Genomic DNA, 18053 nt, shown 5'->3' on the forward strand with positions numbered 1-18053 from the left:
GCTCGATTAGAGCGGTTTTTTTTATACGTTTTTAAAAACTAATTTAAAACTAAGCATTCAAAATCAGTTGGGCTTTTTCAGAATAATAAAACTTTTCTAAATAATGACGTGCACGCTGTTTTAAATGTTCTGAGGAAATCATGTTCTGAATTACAGGCGCAAGGAGCTGTTGTAATTCCTGTTGAACCAAACTTTCATCAATATTGATGTCATTTAAAATCGCATCAAAATTATGCGATTCATTTCGGATATACCATGCATAGATGCCGTCATGTACTTGCTGCTTCAAATAATCGGTTTGACGAATATGATCCCAAATTTCATGGCCCATTCCGACTGTTTGAGGCAGATCTGTCACTTCAATATACTTGCGCATACTCGACAACGGCACCTGTTTAATTTTGTGCCATAAGTTCGCTTGAAAGTGATAGAGCTTATTGTCATCAAATTGCTGATTAATCACTTGTTCACTGAGCTGACTGATCTTGATGATATTTTTCTGTAAATAATGCTTTACCGTATCGTCAAGATTCGAATCCGTAACGCTTTCTAAAACCGATTTTCCCATCTTCATAAAACGTCCGACACCGGGGACTTTTTTACTCATGACAGAATTATCGATGTAGTCTTGAATTGAATGATGAATTAATTGCGTGAGCGTCGCAGAAAAAGCAGGATTACTGACCACACGTTTGATTAAAGCCTCACGATGCACACTTTTGCTTGCCACATATTGTGCAATTTTATCGATGGTGTGCACTGGAATCACATCTTCAATTTTGGTGTCATCATTGAGGTTATGTGCCAAAGCCAAGCGAATATGATCTGAAATTTGTTCAATGAGAAAATCACTGGCAGGGGTGGCCAAAATTTGTTTTTGCAGTAATTCATTGATCTGTGGAAATGACCAAAGCTGCTTGAGCGGTTGCTTACGAAACCATTGATAAAAACTTAAAAATTCAGTTTGAATGGTTTCGGCTTGAGCAAATTCATGATCAAGAAATGCCAAATGCGCTTCAATCAATTGTTCAGTACGTGCATCTTTCATCATGAATTTAAATCTCTACAAACCTATAGGTATCGGTTAATGGGGCTAATGCGAAAGCATGTTTAGAAACTCAATATAATGCTGAGTCACGCGTTCAGGTGCTTCAATAATGGGTAAATGACCCACTTGATCTAAAATCACAGGTTGACGTGCATACTTGAGTGATGACTTTAAATCCGCAGCTACTTCGACATTCACAATCGGGTCTTGTTTTCCCCATAATATCAGCGTCGGTGCTTCAATGTTTTTAAGCATAGCGGCAAATGTATTGATTGAATATATTTTATTCATATCAAGTAGATGAGTAATCAGCTTTGCGGTGTCTTCAGCGCGTGAGATCATCAATAGCTCTTGCTGTTTCTTAATTACAGCGGGCACAAAAGGTGGGTTATACATGATCTTGTTCATGACAAAATTTAAATCACCTGGCTGAGCAATCACCAATTGCTTTAAATACACCGGATTATTCAAATAAGAGGTTTGATTATTTTTAAATAAACCGCCGGCACTGATTAAAAATAAACTTTTGGTGTCAAAATTATATTTTGAGGCATACAGCAAAGCGATTGAACCCCCGACTGAATGTCCAGCAATATGTAAATCATTTTGGATATGGGCTGTTTCGACAAATCTACGCAGTTGCTCGGTCAAATTCGGCAAAGTCATTTCAAAGTTTTTCGTAGTCTGCGTATTACCACTGCCGGGCAAGTCCGGAATAATCACATGATAGTATTTAGATAAATTTCGTGCGATCAGATTCCACGTGTCACGGCTACTGCCAATACCATGAATTAATAGCAAGGTTGGCTTGTTGGCTTGCCCGCCTTCGCTGTAGCTCCAAACCACATCACCCACACGTAATGTTTTCGTGGTTAAGCCTGCCCAAGCCCGTTCTTCTTGTAACATTTTTTGGTAATCGACAAATTCGACTGGATTTGACGCTTGTGCGGATTGAATCAACATGAGACTGTTTAGGCTCAGTGTCAAAGCGGTTGCGGTCATGAATTTAACGAAAGCGGGAGATTGGAAAAATGACATTCATACTGATCCAAAAAAGTAGCTAGGTATTATAAGGAGAGCCTATCGATTATTCATGTTGAAAATGGTGAAAGCATTTGCCAGATAACTAAATTTGCATGCTTTTTAGTCATTGTTTGCTTTAGAATAAATGAGCTAAATGCCATTAATATATAAAAGTCTCTATAAAACCGAAATTTAATTTAATGTTAAGCCCAAAAAACGGATATAGATGTCATTTTTGGCAATTCACAAAATTTGTAACAGAGTTTAAGTTTTGTCAGTGACATTCAAAAATCACAGTATTAAAATCTCTTAAAACCTTTATAGACCACGGATAGATCATGCTTACTGCAGTCGAAGCTTTAGAACGTTTAAAAAAAGGTAATCAGCGTTTTGTGAATGGAGAGACCAATCATCAAAAATTGCTGACCCACCATGAACGTGCGCAAATGGCAGAAACCCAAGAACCTTTCGCGATTATTTTGGGTTGCTCAGACTCTCGTGTCCCCGCTGAAATGGTGTTTGATCAAGGTTTAGGCGATCTGTTTGTCATTCGTGTGGCAGGCAATATTGTTGCGCCCTCACAAGTCGGCAGTGTTGAATTTGCAGTAGACAGTTTTAACTGTCCTGTGGTGATTGTCTTGGGTCATACTCACTGCGGCGCGATTGATTCAACCATTGAAGCTTTACGTAACCCAGACCAACCGCCTTCGGCAAACCTGATGTCTATTGTCAACCGTGTGCGACCATCGGTTGAAATTTTAATGCAAACCGAACTCAAAGATGACCTGAAAAAATTGTCTTGTCACGCAGTGCGATCGAATGTGTTTGCCTCAGTGAACCAATTACGCCACGGCTCTGCTGTATTGGAGAGTTTTATTTCTAAAGGCAAGCTTAAAGTGGTTGGCGCTGAGTATTCTTTGGAAACCGGCGAAGTGCTGTTCTTTGACTTTTAAGATCTCATTATATTTGCATCGTATTATTTGCATGAAGAAAAAAAGGCGCTTATAAAGCGCCTTTTATATAGGGATAGGCATTGTCCAATAGGATTTTTTGCGCATTGGCATTCGGATGAATCAAATCTTTTTGCATCAATTTTTTATTGCCAGCAACACCTTGCATAAAGAAAGGCAGTAACTTCACTTTGTACTGCTGGCTCAGCAGCTTATAGTTATTTTCAAAAGCCTTGCTATAGGCTGTGCCGTAGTTGGGCGGAATTTTCATCCCAAACAGTAAAACTGTTGCTTTAGATTTCTGACTATTCTGGATAAGTTTTGCAAGATTATGCTGAATCATTTGAGGCGGTTGACCCCGTAGTGCATCATTGCCCCCCAGTTCAATCACCACAATATTGGGTTGATGCGTTTGTAATAATTTTGGCAGACGAGCCAATGCACCACTGGTGGTTTCACCGCTGACGCTGGCATTGATCACTTTGTGTTGTTTCGGATACTGCTGATTGAGTCGCTGTTGCAGTAGATTAACCCAACCTTGCTGCGTCGTTACGCCATAACCGGCACTTAAACTGTCACCTAAAATTAAAATGGTTTTTGCAAAAACTGTACTGGGTAAAAGCAAGACTATGCTACATATAAAATATTGACCAAATTTCTTTAAAGTTTTGAGATTAAATATTTTTTCATTTTGCATATAGGTTTTCTATGGTTCAAACAGACTCGACTCCATCCATCATGCCACAGGTGATTATTTCTGCACGGAAACTTACACAAAGTATTCAATTACAGCAAAAAAAATTAAGCATTTTTGAAAATTTAAATTTAGAGATTTATGCAGGTGAACAGGTTGCCATTACAGGGCGTTCAGGTTCTGGAAAATCGACCCTCTTGGGGATCTTGGCGACACTCGACCAAGCGTCATCAGGTGAGCTTTATGTGCAGGGTGAGGCTGTGCATGTCTTAAATGAAGAGCAAAGAGCTTTGGTACGTTTAAAGCATATTGGTTTTGTATTTCAATCTTTTCAGTTGTTGCCCTCATTAACTGCGCTGGAAAATGTGATGTTGCCGCTTCGGCTACAAGCAGATTTTCACTATGCTAAAGCCGAACAGAAGGCATTGGCATTACTGAAAAAAGTCGGACTTGAGCGCCAAAGTAGTCAAACACCGAAAGTACTCTCAGGTGGAGAGCAGCAACGTGTTGCCATTGCGCGTGCTTTAATTAGCGACCCTCAAATTATTTTCGCAGATGAGCCGACGGGTAATTTAGATGGTGATACGGCTGAAGAAATAGAACAACTGCTGTTTCAACTGAATCGGGAACTGGGCACCACCTTGGTGTTGGTCACCCATGATCCAGCACTCGCTGCGCAGTGCCAGCGTCATTATGAGCTAAAAGATGGCGCACTCTTTGAGCATGCCACTCGAATCGAGGCGCGGTTATGATGGCATTGTTTAAGCCCTTACTTCGGCAAAGTTTTGGTTCAACGGGGATTTATTTACTGATTATTGCGCTGAGTTTAGCCATCAGTGCAACCACGGCGTTAAAGTTTAGTAATGAACAGATTCAGCAGTCCGTATCTTTACAAGCGGCTAAAATGCAAGCCGCTGATTTGGTCTTGACCGATAACTACCCTATAGAAAAACAGTGGCAAGACAAAGCGTCTGAACTTGAACTACAACAATCTCATGTCACGATATTTAGTTCAATGGCACATACCAATGATGCCTTTGTGATGGTCAATGTCAAAGCAATTGAGCCGACATTTCCACTGCGTGGGGAGCTGAAAGTCTCGCCTATTTCTGTACAGATTCAAACGGGACAGGTTTGGCTCAGCGCTAGAGCGATGGAATTGCTCAAGCTAAAATTGGGCGATTCACTGAACATTGCTGATGGTGTATTTAAGGTCAGTGCGGTCATTGAACAGGACTCGAATCAAGAGTTAGGGTTCTCTGCATTTTCACCGACCGTGATTATTGCTCAGCAAGATGTTGCCAAGACCAATGCGATACAGCCGGGAAGTCGTATTGATTATCGACTGCTCATGGCAGGCGAGCCTAAGCAAGTTGGTGCATTCGAGCAACATTTTAAACAACTTAAAAAATCTGAAAATCATGATTCATTGGGCGACTCAAACACGAATGCAAATGGCAGTGCAGACACAGCAGCATTGGTGGATGAGCAGTCTAGCTTACGTTTAAGCACCGCCAGTGATGGCAACACCCGCTTGATGAAACCGATTGAAAATCTAGATACCTTCTTACAGCTGGCCAATATTTTGACCATTTTGCTCTGTGGGATTGCCATCGCACTGACTAGTCAGCGTTATGTTCAGCAAAACCAAGATCATATTGCATTGATGCGTTGTATGGGCGCCAAGAAAAATCAAATTTTCAAAGCCTATATTGCACTCTTGTGTGCTGTGATTGTCATCGCAATGTTGCTAGGGAGTACATTAGGCTTAGGTCTGGGTTATGGCTTATTACAGCTGATGTTAGAGCTGATTCCAAATTTGGAATTGCAGTTCACGCTGTGGGATATGTTGCTGGGTCCATTGCCCATTGCGATTTTCACCAGTGCGATGGTGTTGTTTGGTTTTGTACTTCCTAGTTTATGGCAATTGTTAAATACACCGCCGATTCGGGTGATTCGCCAGCAAGAAAAATCTGCACGATCAATGCTGGTGATGTTTGCCACTGGTATTCTCAGCCTCATTGTTTTTAGTTTGGTCCTGACTGAAAATATTATGCTGAGCGCCATTGTGATTGGTACGGTCATCATTTTAAGCGCAGTGCTGTATAGCATAGTGTGGCTGTTATTAAAGTCGCTCAAAGCACTCAAAAATAGATTATCGGGTTATATTCGCACGCCATCGCAAACCGCATTACAAATCACGGCTTTGGCCTTGGGTTTGAGTTTAATCACCGTGTTGGCAGTGTTACGTACCGACCTTCTCGACAGATGGCAGCAGGAACTCCCTGAAGGTACACCCAATCAATTTATTTATGGGCTACCCCCGTTTGAAGTAGAGCAATTTAAACAGCAAATTGAGGCCCATCATTGGGTCAGCACGCCTTTATATCCCAATGTTAAAGGGCGACTGATTGCGCATAATGGTAAGCCTTTTTCAACAGAATTGGTGAAGCAAAACAATTCTTTGCGCCGTGAGTTAAATTTAACTCAAGCCCATGAATATCCCAAAGACAATATCATTGTTAGGGGGGCTGCGCCCTTGGTGAAAGCGGGTGAGGTGTCTGTCGAATCCAAATTGGCGTTAGAACTGGGGATTAATATCGGAGATCAATTGACCTTTAGTTTGCCTGAAGGTGAGTTGCAGGCCAAAGTGGTGAATTTGAGATCGGTGGAATGGGGAAGTTTTAGTCCCAATTTTTTCTTTATTTTTGCGCCGAACAGCATGGATGAAAATGCAGGCAGTTACTTAGGGAGCTTCTATGTGCCGCCACAAGAAAAGGGTAAACTGGTCAGCATCATTCAACAGTTTTCAAATACGGTCTTTATCGATGTATCGCTGATTCTGCAAGAAATTAAAAACTTGGTAAATGTGTTGGTACAGATTATTACCGTATTGGCAATTTTAGTGAGCTTATCGGGTTTCTTGGTGCTGATCGCCTGTATAAATTTACTGATGGATGAGCGCAAACGTGAAGTGGCGTTAATGCGCTCATTTGGCAGCTCCAAAGCACAATTGAAAAATATGATGACCTTGGAAATTGGTTTTATTGGGCTTGTTGCTGGAGTCGTATCGTGTTTATTTGCTGAAGTGATCAGTGCCATTGCCAGTCAGCGCATGGGCCTTAGCATACAGTTTCACTTAGAAATCTGGCTGATTTTACCGCTCATGATGCTGCTGCTGTGTGCCTTGATCGGACGCTATCGTTTGAGTTATTTGAGCGAAATTCCACCACTCCAAAGTTTAAGAGAGATGAATCAATAGCGTTTCGATACATGGCTTGATGCATAAAATCAACTGAAAACCAATTGGCTTAAAAACCCAATTGGTTTTTACTTTGATTCAGCATTTCTAACCAGAGCGGTTGAATGGGCTGAATTAAACTAAAGCAGTACTGATAAAACAGATAGGTCGTACAGATCCCAAGCGCAATAATGATAACATTGCCCAGTGGGTTAAGCTTCCATCTACGTAGCATATACCAAAGCAAGGCGAGGACTGCACCCATCAACATACCGCCAATATGCGCTGCATTATTGATGCCTGAAATCATAAAACCCATGCCAATGTTCAGTGCCAAGATCATGAGCAGTGATTTTCGATCTAGAATAAACTGTTGTTTCGGCAATACAGGTAATAAAGACAATAAGGTGAGCGCGCCGCCCAAGCCCATCACTGCACCTGAAGCGCCCGCTGAGACATTCGGCAGTAGACTTTGGTCAGCTCGTAAGTGTTACGAATATCAATATAACCACTCAGCAAGCTACCCATGATGCCCGCAAGTAAATACAGCCCTAAAAAATAAAATGAACCAAAGGTTTTTTCTGCGACATTGCCAAAAATATACAGTGCCCACATATTCAGCATTAAATGTACTAAGCCAAAATGAAAAAAAGTGCTGGTAAAGATTCGAATGGGTTCCGCAAGATAAGTAAGCGGTGCATAATCAGCTCCCCAACGAATCGCATCCGCGGTCGATGGATTGGATACATTCACACCTGAGAAAATTTGCCAAGCAAATAACCCTACATTGATGATAATTAACAATAAGGTGATTTTGCCGATTGCATCTCTTTGTGACTGAATAAACTGGGGTACTTGCATTTCAGACCTGTATTTGTATTCTATTTTCTATTATAAATGATTGAGCATAGCATGACATTCCATATGAGCAGGAGTAACACACTGACATGAAAGCCTTTATTGTTCGGACTTTGTTGATTATAGTCAGTATTATCCTTGTAATTCAATTGTGGATTTTTTCAAGTTTGGTCTGGTGGCGCAGTAACTCAGTCGATACCACGATGCTGATGCGCTGGACCTATTGGACTGATTCGTCTAAACCGATTCAGCATCAATGGCGTGATTATGATCAAATCAGTGATAACTTAAAACATGCGATTGTGGCTGCTGAAGATGCAAAATTTACCCAGCATCAAGGTTTTGACATTGAGGGGATTAAATTTGCTTTAGAGCGTAATCGTGAAAATGAGCAAGTAGTGGCGGGGGGGTCAACCATTTCCCAGCAATTGTCAAAAAATTTATTTTTGTTTAATAAACGCTCTTTTTTACGTAAAGGTCAAGAAGCAATTGCAACGGTCATGATGGAGCGGATGTGGTCAAAACAGCGTATTTTAGAGGTTTATATGAACTCCATAGAATTTGGTGATCATATTTTTGGGGTAGAAGCGGCATCTAAACATTATTTTGGCAAAACTGCAGAAAGTCTTAGCCGAGAGCAAGCTGCGTTTCTTGCGTCTATTTTACCGAATCCAAAATATTATCAACATCATCAAAATGATCGAAAAGTGCTGAATAAAAAACGTATGGTTTTACGCTATATGAGATCGACTCAAATTCCATAATCTGCCGTTTAGAGATTTTTCGATTTAGAAACGTTGAATGCTCAAATTTATTTGGGTATTTTTTTATGAAACTGTCATAAATATGAAGCATACTTAGAACAGATCATTTGCTTGCAGGTTGGTGGTATGAATACCGCAGTTTCTAATAGTCCTACAGAATATACCTATAATGAACGATATATAAATCGTGAGCTTTCTATTCTAGATTTTCATCTGCGCGTATTGGAACAAGCGGTCGATCCGTTACATCCTTTACTTGAGCGCATGAATTTCTTACTGATTTTTTCACGCAATATGGACGAATTTTTTGAAATTCGTGTGGCTGGTGTCATTGAGCAATTTGAATTGGGCAATGAAAGCCGTAGTCCAGATGGTTTAACACCGAAGCAAGTACTGGAAACGATTTCCAAAACGACACATGCGGCAATAGAGCGCCAATATCGTATTTTGAATGATGAAATTTTTCCGAAATTGCGTGAAGCAGATATTTGTTTTTTACGCCGTGGTGAATTGACGCCTGCACAGTCGCAGTGGGTGAAAAAGTATTTTCAAGAGCAAGTTGCACCCGTTCTGACGCCAATTAGTCTTGATCCGGCGCATCCATTTCCGCGCTTGGTCAATAAAAGTTTAAACTTTATTGTCACCCTTGAAGGTAAAGATGCCTTTGGTCGTCAGATTGATTTAGCGGTTGTGCCTGCACCGCGTTCATTGCCGCGTGTGGTACGTTTACCTGATGAATTGACCGAGGGTAAGGACCATCACGTGATGCTGTCTGCGATTATTCATGAACATGTGTCTGATTTATTTCCCGGCATGACAGCAACAGGCTGTTATCAATTCCGTGTTACTCGTAACGCAGACTTGGCACTCAATGAAGACGTCGAAGATTTAGCCAAAGCATTGAAAGGTGAACTCAACTCTCGCCGTTTTGGTCGTGCTGTGCGTCTAGAAGTGACCGAGAATTGTCCGAAACATATTTATGATTATTTGTTAAATGAATTTGACCTCGAAGAAGAGCAGCTCTATAAAGTCGATGGTCCAGTCAACCTAGCGCGTTTGCTCACCAACTTTAAACGTCCACATTTACGTTATGACTCACATACACCCGTGATTCCCAAAGTCTTGAAAAAATCTGAAAATGTATTTTCAGCGATGAAAAAGCAAGATATTTTGTTGCATCATCCTTTTGAATCATTTGCGCCCGTCATCAATTTACTGCGTGAAGCTGCGCGTGATCCGCAGGTACTTGCGATTAAGCAAACACTGTATCGCAGTGGACCAGATTCGGAAATTGTCCAAGTGTTGGCAGAAGCTGCACGTAACGGCAAAGAAGTGACCGCGATTATTGAACTGCGTGCGCGTTTTGATGAGGAGTCAAATATTGCCGTAGCGAATGTCTTGCAAGAAGCGGGCGCTGTGGTGGTGTATGGCATTGTGGGCTATAAAACCCATGCGAAAATGATTTTGGTGGTGCGCCGTGAGAATAATAAGCTGGTACGTTATGTGCATTTGGGTACAGGTAACTACCATGCAACCAACGCGCGTATTTATACAGACTATGGCTTAATGACCACGCAAAAAGAACTGTGCGAAGATGTACACCGTATTTTTCAAGAGTTAACAGGCATGGGCAAAATGGCGAAGTTAAAGAAGCTTATGCATGCACCATTTACCTTACACGCCCAGCTCATTACCTTTATTGATGAAGAAATTGCCCATGCGAAAGCGGGTAAGCGTGCGCAAATTATTGTCAAAGTGAATGCTTTAACTGAAGTTCAGTTGATCAATAAGCTCTATGAAGCATCACAAGCGGGTGTTCAAATTGACCTGATCATTCGTTCGATTTGTTGTTTAAGACCGGGCTTACCAAATTTATCTGAAAATATTCGTGTACGTTCAATTGTGGGTCGTTTCTTAGAGCATACTCGTGTGTATTATTTTGAAAATGCAGGTAATTCGCGCCTGTATTGCTCAAGTGCCGACTGGATGGATCGTAACCTATTCAATCGTGTAGAAGTGTGTTTTCCAATTGAAGAGCCGACTTTGAAAAAGCATATTTATCAATATGGGTTGCTCAATTATATGAAAGACAACCAACAGGCATGGTTACTCAGTGGAGATGGGACTTGGGATCGTGTGAAAATGGCAGAAGGCGATACACCGCATAATGCGCAGCACAAATTACTCGAAATTTTCTAATACTCGATACTTTTAATATAGCCACTTACAATCTAATATAAAAAAGGAGCCATGAGGCTCCTTTTTTTGCTGACTGTCTTAACAAAGTCTTGCAGTAACCCGTTGTAAAATTTGCAATAACATATCAAATTCACTTTGCAGTGGGGTACTTTTACGCGTCACTAAAGCCAATACACGTGAAGGTGCATTTTCAATCGGACGAATCACAAGTTGATCATTGTTTCTAAGCATGTGTGTATTCACCGCAATTTGCGGCAATAAGGTAAAGCCTAAGTTCGAGCTCACCATTTCAATCAGCGTAGGCAACGAACTCGCTTTTAGACGATGATCATTCTTACGCTCACCCACGGGGCATACACTCAAGGTATGATCGCGTAAGCAATGACCTTCTTCAAGTAACATCAGATGCGATAAATCAAGATCTTCTAAGCTTTTTGCTTGCGCAGATTTGTGGTCAGCTTTATGGGAGACCAGATATAAGCTTTCTTTAGCAACTTCAGCCACTTTTAGACCGCGCGTGTCAAAAGGAAGAGCCAACATGATCATGTCTAAATTGCCATGTTCAAGTTTTTCAACCAGATGTTCACTTTGAGCTTCGTGCAAGTGTAATTGAATTTTCGGTAAGTCTTTATGCACTTCTTCTAATAATTGCGACAGAATAAATGGGGCAATTGTTGGAATGATACCTAAATGCAGATCACCAGTTAAAGGTTCGCTCATTTCACGACTAAGTCGCATTAAATCTTGAGCATCTGCAAGTAGGACACGGGCACGTGCAACCACTTGCTCGCCAAGTGGCGTCAAACGTACATTTTGGCGATCACGTTCAACGAGTACGCCACCCAATAAACGCTCAAGCTCCATAATGCCACCCGACAGGGTAGACTGAGTAACGAATGAGCGACGTGCTGCTTCTGTAAAATGCAACGTCTCAGACAGTGTCACCAAATATGACAGCTGTCTTAGGGATGGTAATGCAGCCATAGTGTCCTAGTGTTTATCATTTAAAATGTTTTGCAAATAACCCACTGAGATGTGGAATGAAGTGCGCAGGAATATCATGCCCCATTCCTTCGATTAATTCAAATGTCGCACCAGAAATTGCTTTGGAAACGGCTTTCCCGTGGCTTGCAGGCAAAAGACGGTCTTTAGAACCGTGTACCACAAGCGTGGGTTGTTGAATTTGTTTATCAATCTGAAGTAAAGAACCTGTACATAATATTGCTAAAAACTGTTGAAGTACACCCGCTGGGTGGTAACTGCGACGATATAATTTTCGTGCAGTTTGCATCACTTCAATTTGATTGATGTATCCGGGCGAACCAATGGTGTGAAATACTTTCAAACTATGGTTCACAATCCCATCTTCATCATTGGATGCAGGTTTTCCAATGAGGCTAAATAACTGCTTGGGAAAGGGCGGGGGTAAAAACGGTTGATTATTACTGGTAAATAAAAGCGCCAGTTTTTCAATTTTCTCTGGATATTTTGCCGCTAAAATTTGTGCAATCATACCGCCCATAGAGGCGCCAATCACATGGACTTTCTCTAAACCTAAGCGATCAATCAATAATGCGACATCATCAGCCATATCATACAGATCATAAGCCGAACCGTGATTGCTTAACCCAAAGGCAAAGCGACTCATCAATTTCAGCGTGTTGAGCCTTGGACCTTGATGACGTACTTTAGAAGACAAGCCAATATCGCGATTGTCGAAACGAATAACACGAAAACCTTGATCAATCAGCGATTTGCAAAAAAAATCTGGCCAAAACAACAATTGTGCCCCCAACCCCATAATCAATAAAATGGTCGGATGTTCAGCTTGACCACCAATTTCCACATGCAACTGAATGCCATTGCCTAAGTCGACAGTGGTTTCTTGCATGTATGCGGTATGTGGAGAGACACGATATTGTAATGCGTTATTCATTGTTATTTTCCTAAAGTCGGGTGTTTCTATGCTTAAAAAACACCCCGTTCATTTAAACCCTAAATCGCAGCAGGAATCAAGTCTGGAACCAATTTGGTGAGTGTAAGCCGTTGTTTGCCTGCTGTTGGCCCAAGTAATACAAACCCACGTAAGGTCGCTGAACTATCGAATGCTTTTGCAATCATGCCATCGTCAAGTTCTTCGGTCTCCCAAGAGACATCGACATCGAGTGGCGCAGGTAAAACAGTCAGTGGGGCAGCAGGAGTTTTCACCGCAACAGGCATCGCTGGATAATGTACCGAGGTAGATTGACCATTGAGCGTTTTTGCGAGTGCACGTGCTTGTTGCATCAGTGGCATCACATAAGGCAAAAGCATTCCGTTGACTTCAGCGCAGTCGCCGATCGCATAGATATCTGCCTGATTGGTTTCCATTAAAGTATTGGTTACTACACCGCGACTGGTTTCAATCTCTGCATCTTTGGCCAAGCCTATATTAGGTTGTAGACCAATGGCAGATAACACCACATCCGCCACCAAGTTTTGACCATTGGCAAGGGTGACGATATAACCCTGTTCAGCATGCTTTGAAACTTTTTCAACGGTTGTACCGAGAACGAAATGAATGCCTGTTTCTTCTAAATTTTGTTTGAATGCTTCTGCAACATGACTTGGGAGCAGACGACCTAAGGGTTGGGGTGCCAAATCAATCACAGTGGCTTGATGACCTGTATTTTGTAAGTCATTGGCGAACTCACAACCGATCAGTCCTGCGCCTAAAATCACCACGCGTTTATCGGCACTTTTTGATAGATTTTCACGAAAGGTACGGTAATCTGTAAGTGAATTCACCACGTGAATGTCATCACTTGCATCACCTGAAATCGCCAAGCGGATCGGATTTGCACCGACAGCTAAGATCAGTTTTGAATAAGGCTGAATGGTCGTTTGTTCTTGATTTTCGATATGCAATTCACGATTTTCGGCATCAATTTGCTTAACCCAAGTGTGCTTTTCAATGCGTAAGTTGAGTTGAGCTGCCATTTTTTCAGCATCGCCTAATCCAATTTGTTCAGGCGCTTTATTACCTACTAGTGCATTTGAGAGCGTCGGTTTTGCATAATTCACCGCATCATCAGCACAAATCATCACAAGCTCTTGCTCGGTATTTAATTTACGGAACTCTCTTGCAAGGGTATAACCTGCCATGCCAGAACCAATGATTACGATAGGTTGCATAAAACGCTCCAATACACACTTAATATAGATAAATTAGGATTTAGAAAAATCCACAATATTCAAAAAAAAGACCATGAAATCATGGCCTTTTCACTGAAATTAAACTTCGATCATTTCAAAATCAGCTTTAGACACACCACAGTCTGGGCAAGTCCAATCATCTGGAATATCTTCCCATTTTGTTCCCGCAGTGATGCCATCTTGAGGCCAACCTTCTGCTTCGTCATAAATCCATCCACAAACGATGCATTGATATTTTTTCATCTGATTCTCCAAAAAACTGACATATCCGCTTAAAGTTGTCAGTAAAATTCTTTTCCGTACATAGACTCAATGGATATGACTTTAAAAATGTACATATTCCCGCAAATTTTTACGCAGTTCTATGACCAATGTAAAGTAAATAACGGAGTTTAACCTACTAATCTTGAAGCTGAATGGCTGATGAGGACAAAACACGTGATGTTTGGGCAAATTAAAGCAGAAAAATCTGAGATGTTATGGTGATTTTCTTAAGAGTCCCTACTTTCAATTTGATTTTATGCTCTTTTTATATCTCCAAAATCAGGAGTTTAAACTGAATTTGAACTGTGAGTGAGTTCGCTTGGACTTAGGTCTAACAGTAAAAAACCACATTTTAAGATATCATTAGGATGCTTATACTTTGTGTGGAATATTTATTTAAAATATGTAATGAATAAAAACAATAACTTAATAAAAAACACTGTTCTAAAAAACAACAATTGACTGTTCTTCTGCTGCAAAATTCGTTAAAATTCACGTATTCCTTTGTCATTCTCCTATCTCCTATGATCAACTCGTCTACAGCTTTGTGGTCAAACATTCGTACTGTCCAAGATTTTCCAAAACCGGGTATTTGCTTTTTTGACTTAACGCCATTGTTTATGAATAGCATTGAGCCATTAACGGATGCACTGATTGCGAGCATTCCTGCTGAACAGTTGGCCGAAGTTGAAAGTTTCGTGGCTGTTGAAGCACGCGGATTTGTCTTGGCGAGTTTATTGGCTCAGCGTACAGGTAAAAGCTTATTGTTGGTACGTAAAGCAGGCAAGCTGCCACCTCCTGTGATTGGTGTGGGATATAGCTTAGAATACGGTATGGATCGTTTAGAGATGTCTGCAAATATCGAACCGCAAAAAGTGATTATTGTGGATGATGTTTTGGCGACTGGTGGTACTTTAAAAGCAGTGAAGCAGTTGATGGATAAATGCCAGCACACGATTTTAGGTGCCAGTATTTTTCTTGATTTACCAGACTTACACGGTGATTTAGATCTAAACGTTTGGTCGGTTCTAGATGACAAAAGTATGCCTGAACAAGATGTTGCATAAGTTGATTTAGTTGAGCAATGCAAAAAGCCATGGATATCCATGGCTTTTTTGATATCGAAAAACGATGATTTAAAATATACATATTGAATCGGCTAAGACTTTAATTTCACTCATTTAATAGTATTGCTTTAAATGAATTAAGATGATGAATTTAAGTAATGTTTTTCAATTTTCGCAATCAAGTGATTAATCTTTTCAGGTTCAGCCAGACGGTGATGTCCACCATTTATGCTATCGACTTGCATAAATGATTCTAATTGATCTGCTGTTTGATGCATATCTAATAGTTCATCACCCAATTCAATATAAGCAAACTGCGGAATGTCATGATCTAAGTCGTCTTCAGTAATGGCAGGGTAATCCACGCTGAAGTTGGGCGCTAAACTCGGATTGGCAATGACCGTTGGCAGTTGAAAGTGTTTGGACATTTTCAGCGCCCAATATGCACCCAAACTATGGCCGACCAATATCGCAGGTTGAATTTTTTCAATAATGTCACGGTAAAACTGTTCAACCGTACTGTAATTCAGGTTGCGATAATCGACATTGATACAAAATTTATTTTCTGAATCAATCGCTTGAAATTTAGTGGACTCTTTTGAGGAATCTAATCCGTGTAAAAAGAGTATTTTGTGTGTACAACTTTTCATTCTTCTAATTCACAGTTAGTGCAGCATCAAAGAAACCAAAAAAAGTATTTGAATAGAATAAATTTCCACTATTCATTCATGGCTATTCTATGTGTTCTACACAAAAGAATAACTTAGCTTTTGGTCTAATAATGAACATAAAAAATGCCAAATCTTGCAATAATGCAGTTTGAACAGACCTTTAGAGTATGGGGTTTGGTAAGTTCAACTTTTAAATCTCAATTGATTGTTTTAAGTCTGTACATTCACTTCAGTTAATTAGTAGCGTTACGGAAGCGAATGCACGTCATTATTGAACTTGAACTTAAGCAGATTTACCAGTTGCTACCGTGCAATGCTTTATTGATAGGTCGTATAGGCAACTGAGAGCTGAAGCGTGAATCGAATTGTTCAATTGCACTTTGAACAGTACTGCGCAACGCTTGCTAAATCTGATATGCTATGCAACTTCCGATTTTTTACTACATATACGAGGCAGTGATGACGCAACATAACGCTCAATCGACTTCTGAACAACCTATTTCCGAAAACGATTTAATTGCACAGCGTCACGCCAAGTTAAAGCAGATTGAAGCGCAGGCTAAAGCGACTGGGAAAAGTCCTTGGCCAAACACCTTTAAACGTGAACATTATGCGCAAGATTTACAAGATCAATTTGCAGACAAATCCAAAGAAGAGATTGAATCAAGCGAAAATGTGTATGTAAAAGTTGCCGGTCGTGTGATGTTGAACCGTGGTTCATTCATCGTGATTCAAGACATGACAGGTCGTATTCAGCTGTATGTTGCACGTAAAGAGCTTGCGCCTGAAACATTAGAGACAATTAAATCATTGGATTTAGGCGATATTATCGCAATTGAAGGTTATATCGGTCGTTCGGGTAAAGGTGATCTGTATGTTCATATTGAACAGTTTGAACTGTTAACCAAATCTTTACGTCCACTTCCAGACAAATTCCATGGCTTAACCGATACTGAAGCAAAATATCGTAAGCGTTATCTAGACCTTATCGTAAACGAAGAAACGCGCAAAACTTTTGAGATTCGTGCCAAAGTGGTCTCTGGTATTCGTGCATTCTTAACTGAACAACGTTTCATGGAAGTTGAAACACCAATGATGCATATCATTCCAGGGGGTGCTTCTGCTCGTCCGTTTGAGACACATCATAATGCTTTAGATATGCCACTTTTCTTGCGTATTGCACCTGAGCTTTACTTGAAACGTCTGGTGGTGGGGGGGTTCGAGCGCGTATTCGAAATCAACCGTAACTTCCGTAATGAAGGTGTTTCAACACGTCATAACCCAGAATTCACCATGATCGAATTCTATCAAGCCTATGCAGACTATAAAGACTTGATGGAACTTACTGAAAACATGCTTGAAAAATTAGCCAGCGATATTTTGGGTTCTACAGATGTTCCGTATGGTGAAGAAGTATATAGCTTCAAGGGCCCATACAAAAAAATCTCCATGTTCGATGCAATTTTAGAAAATAATCCTGAATTTAGCCCTGAAAATGTGGGGGATCGTGATTTCTTGGCAAACTTTGTAGAAAACGTTTTAAAAGAAAAAGTGAAGCCCGGCTTTGGTTTGGGTAAACTTCAAACCATCGTATTTGAAGAAACGGTTGAGACTAAACTTCGTCAACCTACATTTATTACTGAATATCCAGCAGAAACCTCACCGCTTGCGCGTCGTAATGATGACAATCCGCATATTACCGATCGTTTTGAATTCTTCATTGGTGGTCGTGAACTTGCCAATGGCTTCTCAGAGCTGAATGATCCGATTGATCAGGCTGAGCGTTTTCAAGCGCAGGTGGATGAAAAAGAAGCGGGTGATGACGAGGCAATGCATTATGATGCGGACTTCGTGGAAGCTTTAGAATACGGTCTACCACCAACAGCAGGTCAAGGTATTGGTATTGACCGTTTGGTGATGTTATTTGCCAATGCAGCCAGCATTCGCGATGTGATTCTGTTCCCTCATATGCGTCGTAAAGACTAAACATTTTCTTGTTTTAAAAAAGTCACTTCACAGAAGTGACTTTTTTATGGGTGAGATATTTAGATCGTGAAACGTTACACAGTTTTTATGTTG

Annotated in this window: 15 protein-coding genes and 1 pseudogene; 7 read left to right on the top strand and 9 right to left on the bottom strand. The window is 40.7% G+C overall.

Going from position 1 to position 18053, the window contains the following annotated elements; genetic code table 11:
* Window positions 1–49: 49 nt before the first annotated feature.
* Both AMD27_RS04115 and AMD27_RS04120 read right to left on the bottom strand, forming a co-directional pair.
* Window positions 50–1048, bottom strand: a complete 999-nt coding sequence (locus AMD27_RS04115; RefSeq protein WP_081406001.1) for a hypothetical protein — start codon at window positions 1046–1048, stop codon at window positions 50–52.
* Between the two features lie 45 nt (window positions 1049–1093).
* Window positions 1094–2086: an alpha/beta fold hydrolase gene (locus AMD27_RS04120; protein WP_067656736.1), complete on the bottom strand. Its 993-nt coding sequence runs from the start codon at window positions 2084–2086 to the stop codon at window positions 1094–1096.
* Window positions 2087–2409: 323 nt separating this feature from the next.
* Here AMD27_RS04120 and AMD27_RS04125 point away from each other — a divergent pair, with 323 nt between their 5' ends.
* Entirely contained in the window at window positions 2410–3024 is a 615-nt protein-coding gene (locus AMD27_RS04125) for a carbonic anhydrase (protein WP_067656738.1), read from the top strand.
* A gap of 49 nt (window positions 3025–3073) precedes the next feature.
* Here AMD27_RS04125 and AMD27_RS04130 read toward each other — a convergent pair whose 3' ends face one another.
* Window positions 3074–3718: an arylesterase gene (locus AMD27_RS04130; protein ID WP_067656741.1), complete on the bottom strand. Its 645-nt coding sequence runs from the start codon at window positions 3716–3718 to the stop codon at window positions 3074–3076.
* An 11-nt stretch (window positions 3719–3729) separates the two neighbouring features.
* On the opposite strand from AMD27_RS04130, the gene AMD27_RS04135 reads away from it, so the two are divergent.
* Both AMD27_RS04135 and AMD27_RS04140 read left to right on the top strand, forming a co-directional pair.
* Window positions 3730–4467, top strand: coding sequence for an ABC transporter ATP-binding protein (locus tag AMD27_RS04135; protein WP_067656744.1), 738 nt, complete (start codon window positions 3730–3732; stop codon window positions 4465–4467).
* Entirely contained in the window at window positions 4464–6977 is a 2514-nt protein-coding gene (locus tag AMD27_RS04140) for an ABC transporter permease (RefSeq protein ID WP_067656747.1), read from the top strand. The genes AMD27_RS04135 and AMD27_RS04140 overlap by 4 nt, the downstream gene beginning before the upstream one ends.
* 49 nt (window positions 6978–7026) lie before the next feature.
* Here AMD27_RS04140 and AMD27_RS04145 read toward each other — a convergent pair.
* Window positions 7027–7817: pseudogene (locus AMD27_RS04145) on the bottom strand (rhomboid family intramembrane serine protease).
* An 86-nt stretch (window positions 7818–7903) separates the two neighbouring features.
* Between AMD27_RS04145 and mtgA the strand changes: the two are divergent.
* On the top strand, window positions 7904–8578 hold the full coding sequence (gene mtgA / locus AMD27_RS04150; RefSeq protein WP_067656750.1) for a monofunctional biosynthetic peptidoglycan transglycosylase: 675 nt from the start codon (window positions 7904–7906) through the stop codon (window positions 8576–8578).
* A 126-nt stretch (window positions 8579–8704) separates the two neighbouring features.
* Complete coding sequence (gene ppk1 / locus AMD27_RS04155; protein WP_067656753.1) at window positions 8705–10777, top strand: polyphosphate kinase 1; 2073 nt, start codon at window positions 8705–8707, stop codon at window positions 10775–10777.
* A 78-nt stretch (window positions 10778–10855) separates the two neighbouring features.
* Here ppk1 and oxyR read toward each other — a convergent pair whose 3' ends face one another.
* From oxyR to rubA, 4 genes are all read right to left on the bottom strand, one after another.
* Window positions 10856–11761 (bottom strand): LysR family transcriptional regulator OxyR, encoded by a 906-nt coding sequence (gene oxyR / locus AMD27_RS04160; protein ID WP_067656756.1) that lies wholly within the window; start codon window positions 11759–11761, stop codon window positions 10856–10858.
* 16 nt (window positions 11762–11777) lie between these two features.
* Window positions 11778–12713, bottom strand: a complete 936-nt coding sequence (locus AMD27_RS04165) for an alpha/beta fold hydrolase (protein ID WP_067656759.1) — start codon at window positions 12711–12713, stop codon at window positions 11778–11780.
* 59 nt (window positions 12714–12772) lie between these two features.
* Entirely contained in the window at window positions 12773–13951 is a 1179-nt protein-coding gene (locus tag AMD27_RS04170) for an NAD(P)/FAD-dependent oxidoreductase (RefSeq protein ID WP_067656762.1), read from the bottom strand.
* Window positions 13952–14050: 99 nt separating this feature from the next.
* Entirely contained in the window at window positions 14051–14215 is a 165-nt protein-coding gene (rubA, locus tag AMD27_RS04175; protein WP_067656765.1) for a rubredoxin RubA, read from the bottom strand.
* A gap of 545 nt (window positions 14216–14760) precedes the next feature.
* On the opposite strand from rubA, the gene AMD27_RS04180 reads away from it, so the two are divergent.
* Window positions 14761–15303 (top strand): adenine phosphoribosyltransferase, encoded by a 543-nt coding sequence (locus tag AMD27_RS04180; RefSeq protein WP_067656768.1) that lies wholly within the window; start codon window positions 14761–14763, stop codon window positions 15301–15303.
* Between the two features lie 137 nt (window positions 15304–15440).
* Here the strand turns inward: AMD27_RS04180 and AMD27_RS04185 are convergent, their stop codons facing one another.
* Window positions 15441–15953, bottom strand: coding sequence for a YqiA/YcfP family alpha/beta fold hydrolase (locus AMD27_RS04185; protein ID WP_067656771.1), 513 nt, complete (start codon window positions 15951–15953; stop codon window positions 15441–15443).
* Window positions 15954–16433: 480 nt separating this feature from the next.
* Between AMD27_RS04185 and lysS the strand changes: the two genes are divergently transcribed.
* Complete coding sequence (lysS, locus tag AMD27_RS04190; protein ID WP_067656774.1) at window positions 16434–17960, top strand: lysine--tRNA ligase; 1527 nt, start codon at window positions 16434–16436, stop codon at window positions 17958–17960.
* Window positions 17961–18053 lie beyond the last annotated feature (93 nt).

It is taken from the genome of Acinetobacter sp. TGL-Y2 (assembly GCF_001612555.1).
Taxonomy (GTDB): Bacteria; Pseudomonadota; Gammaproteobacteria; order Pseudomonadales; family Moraxellaceae; genus Acinetobacter.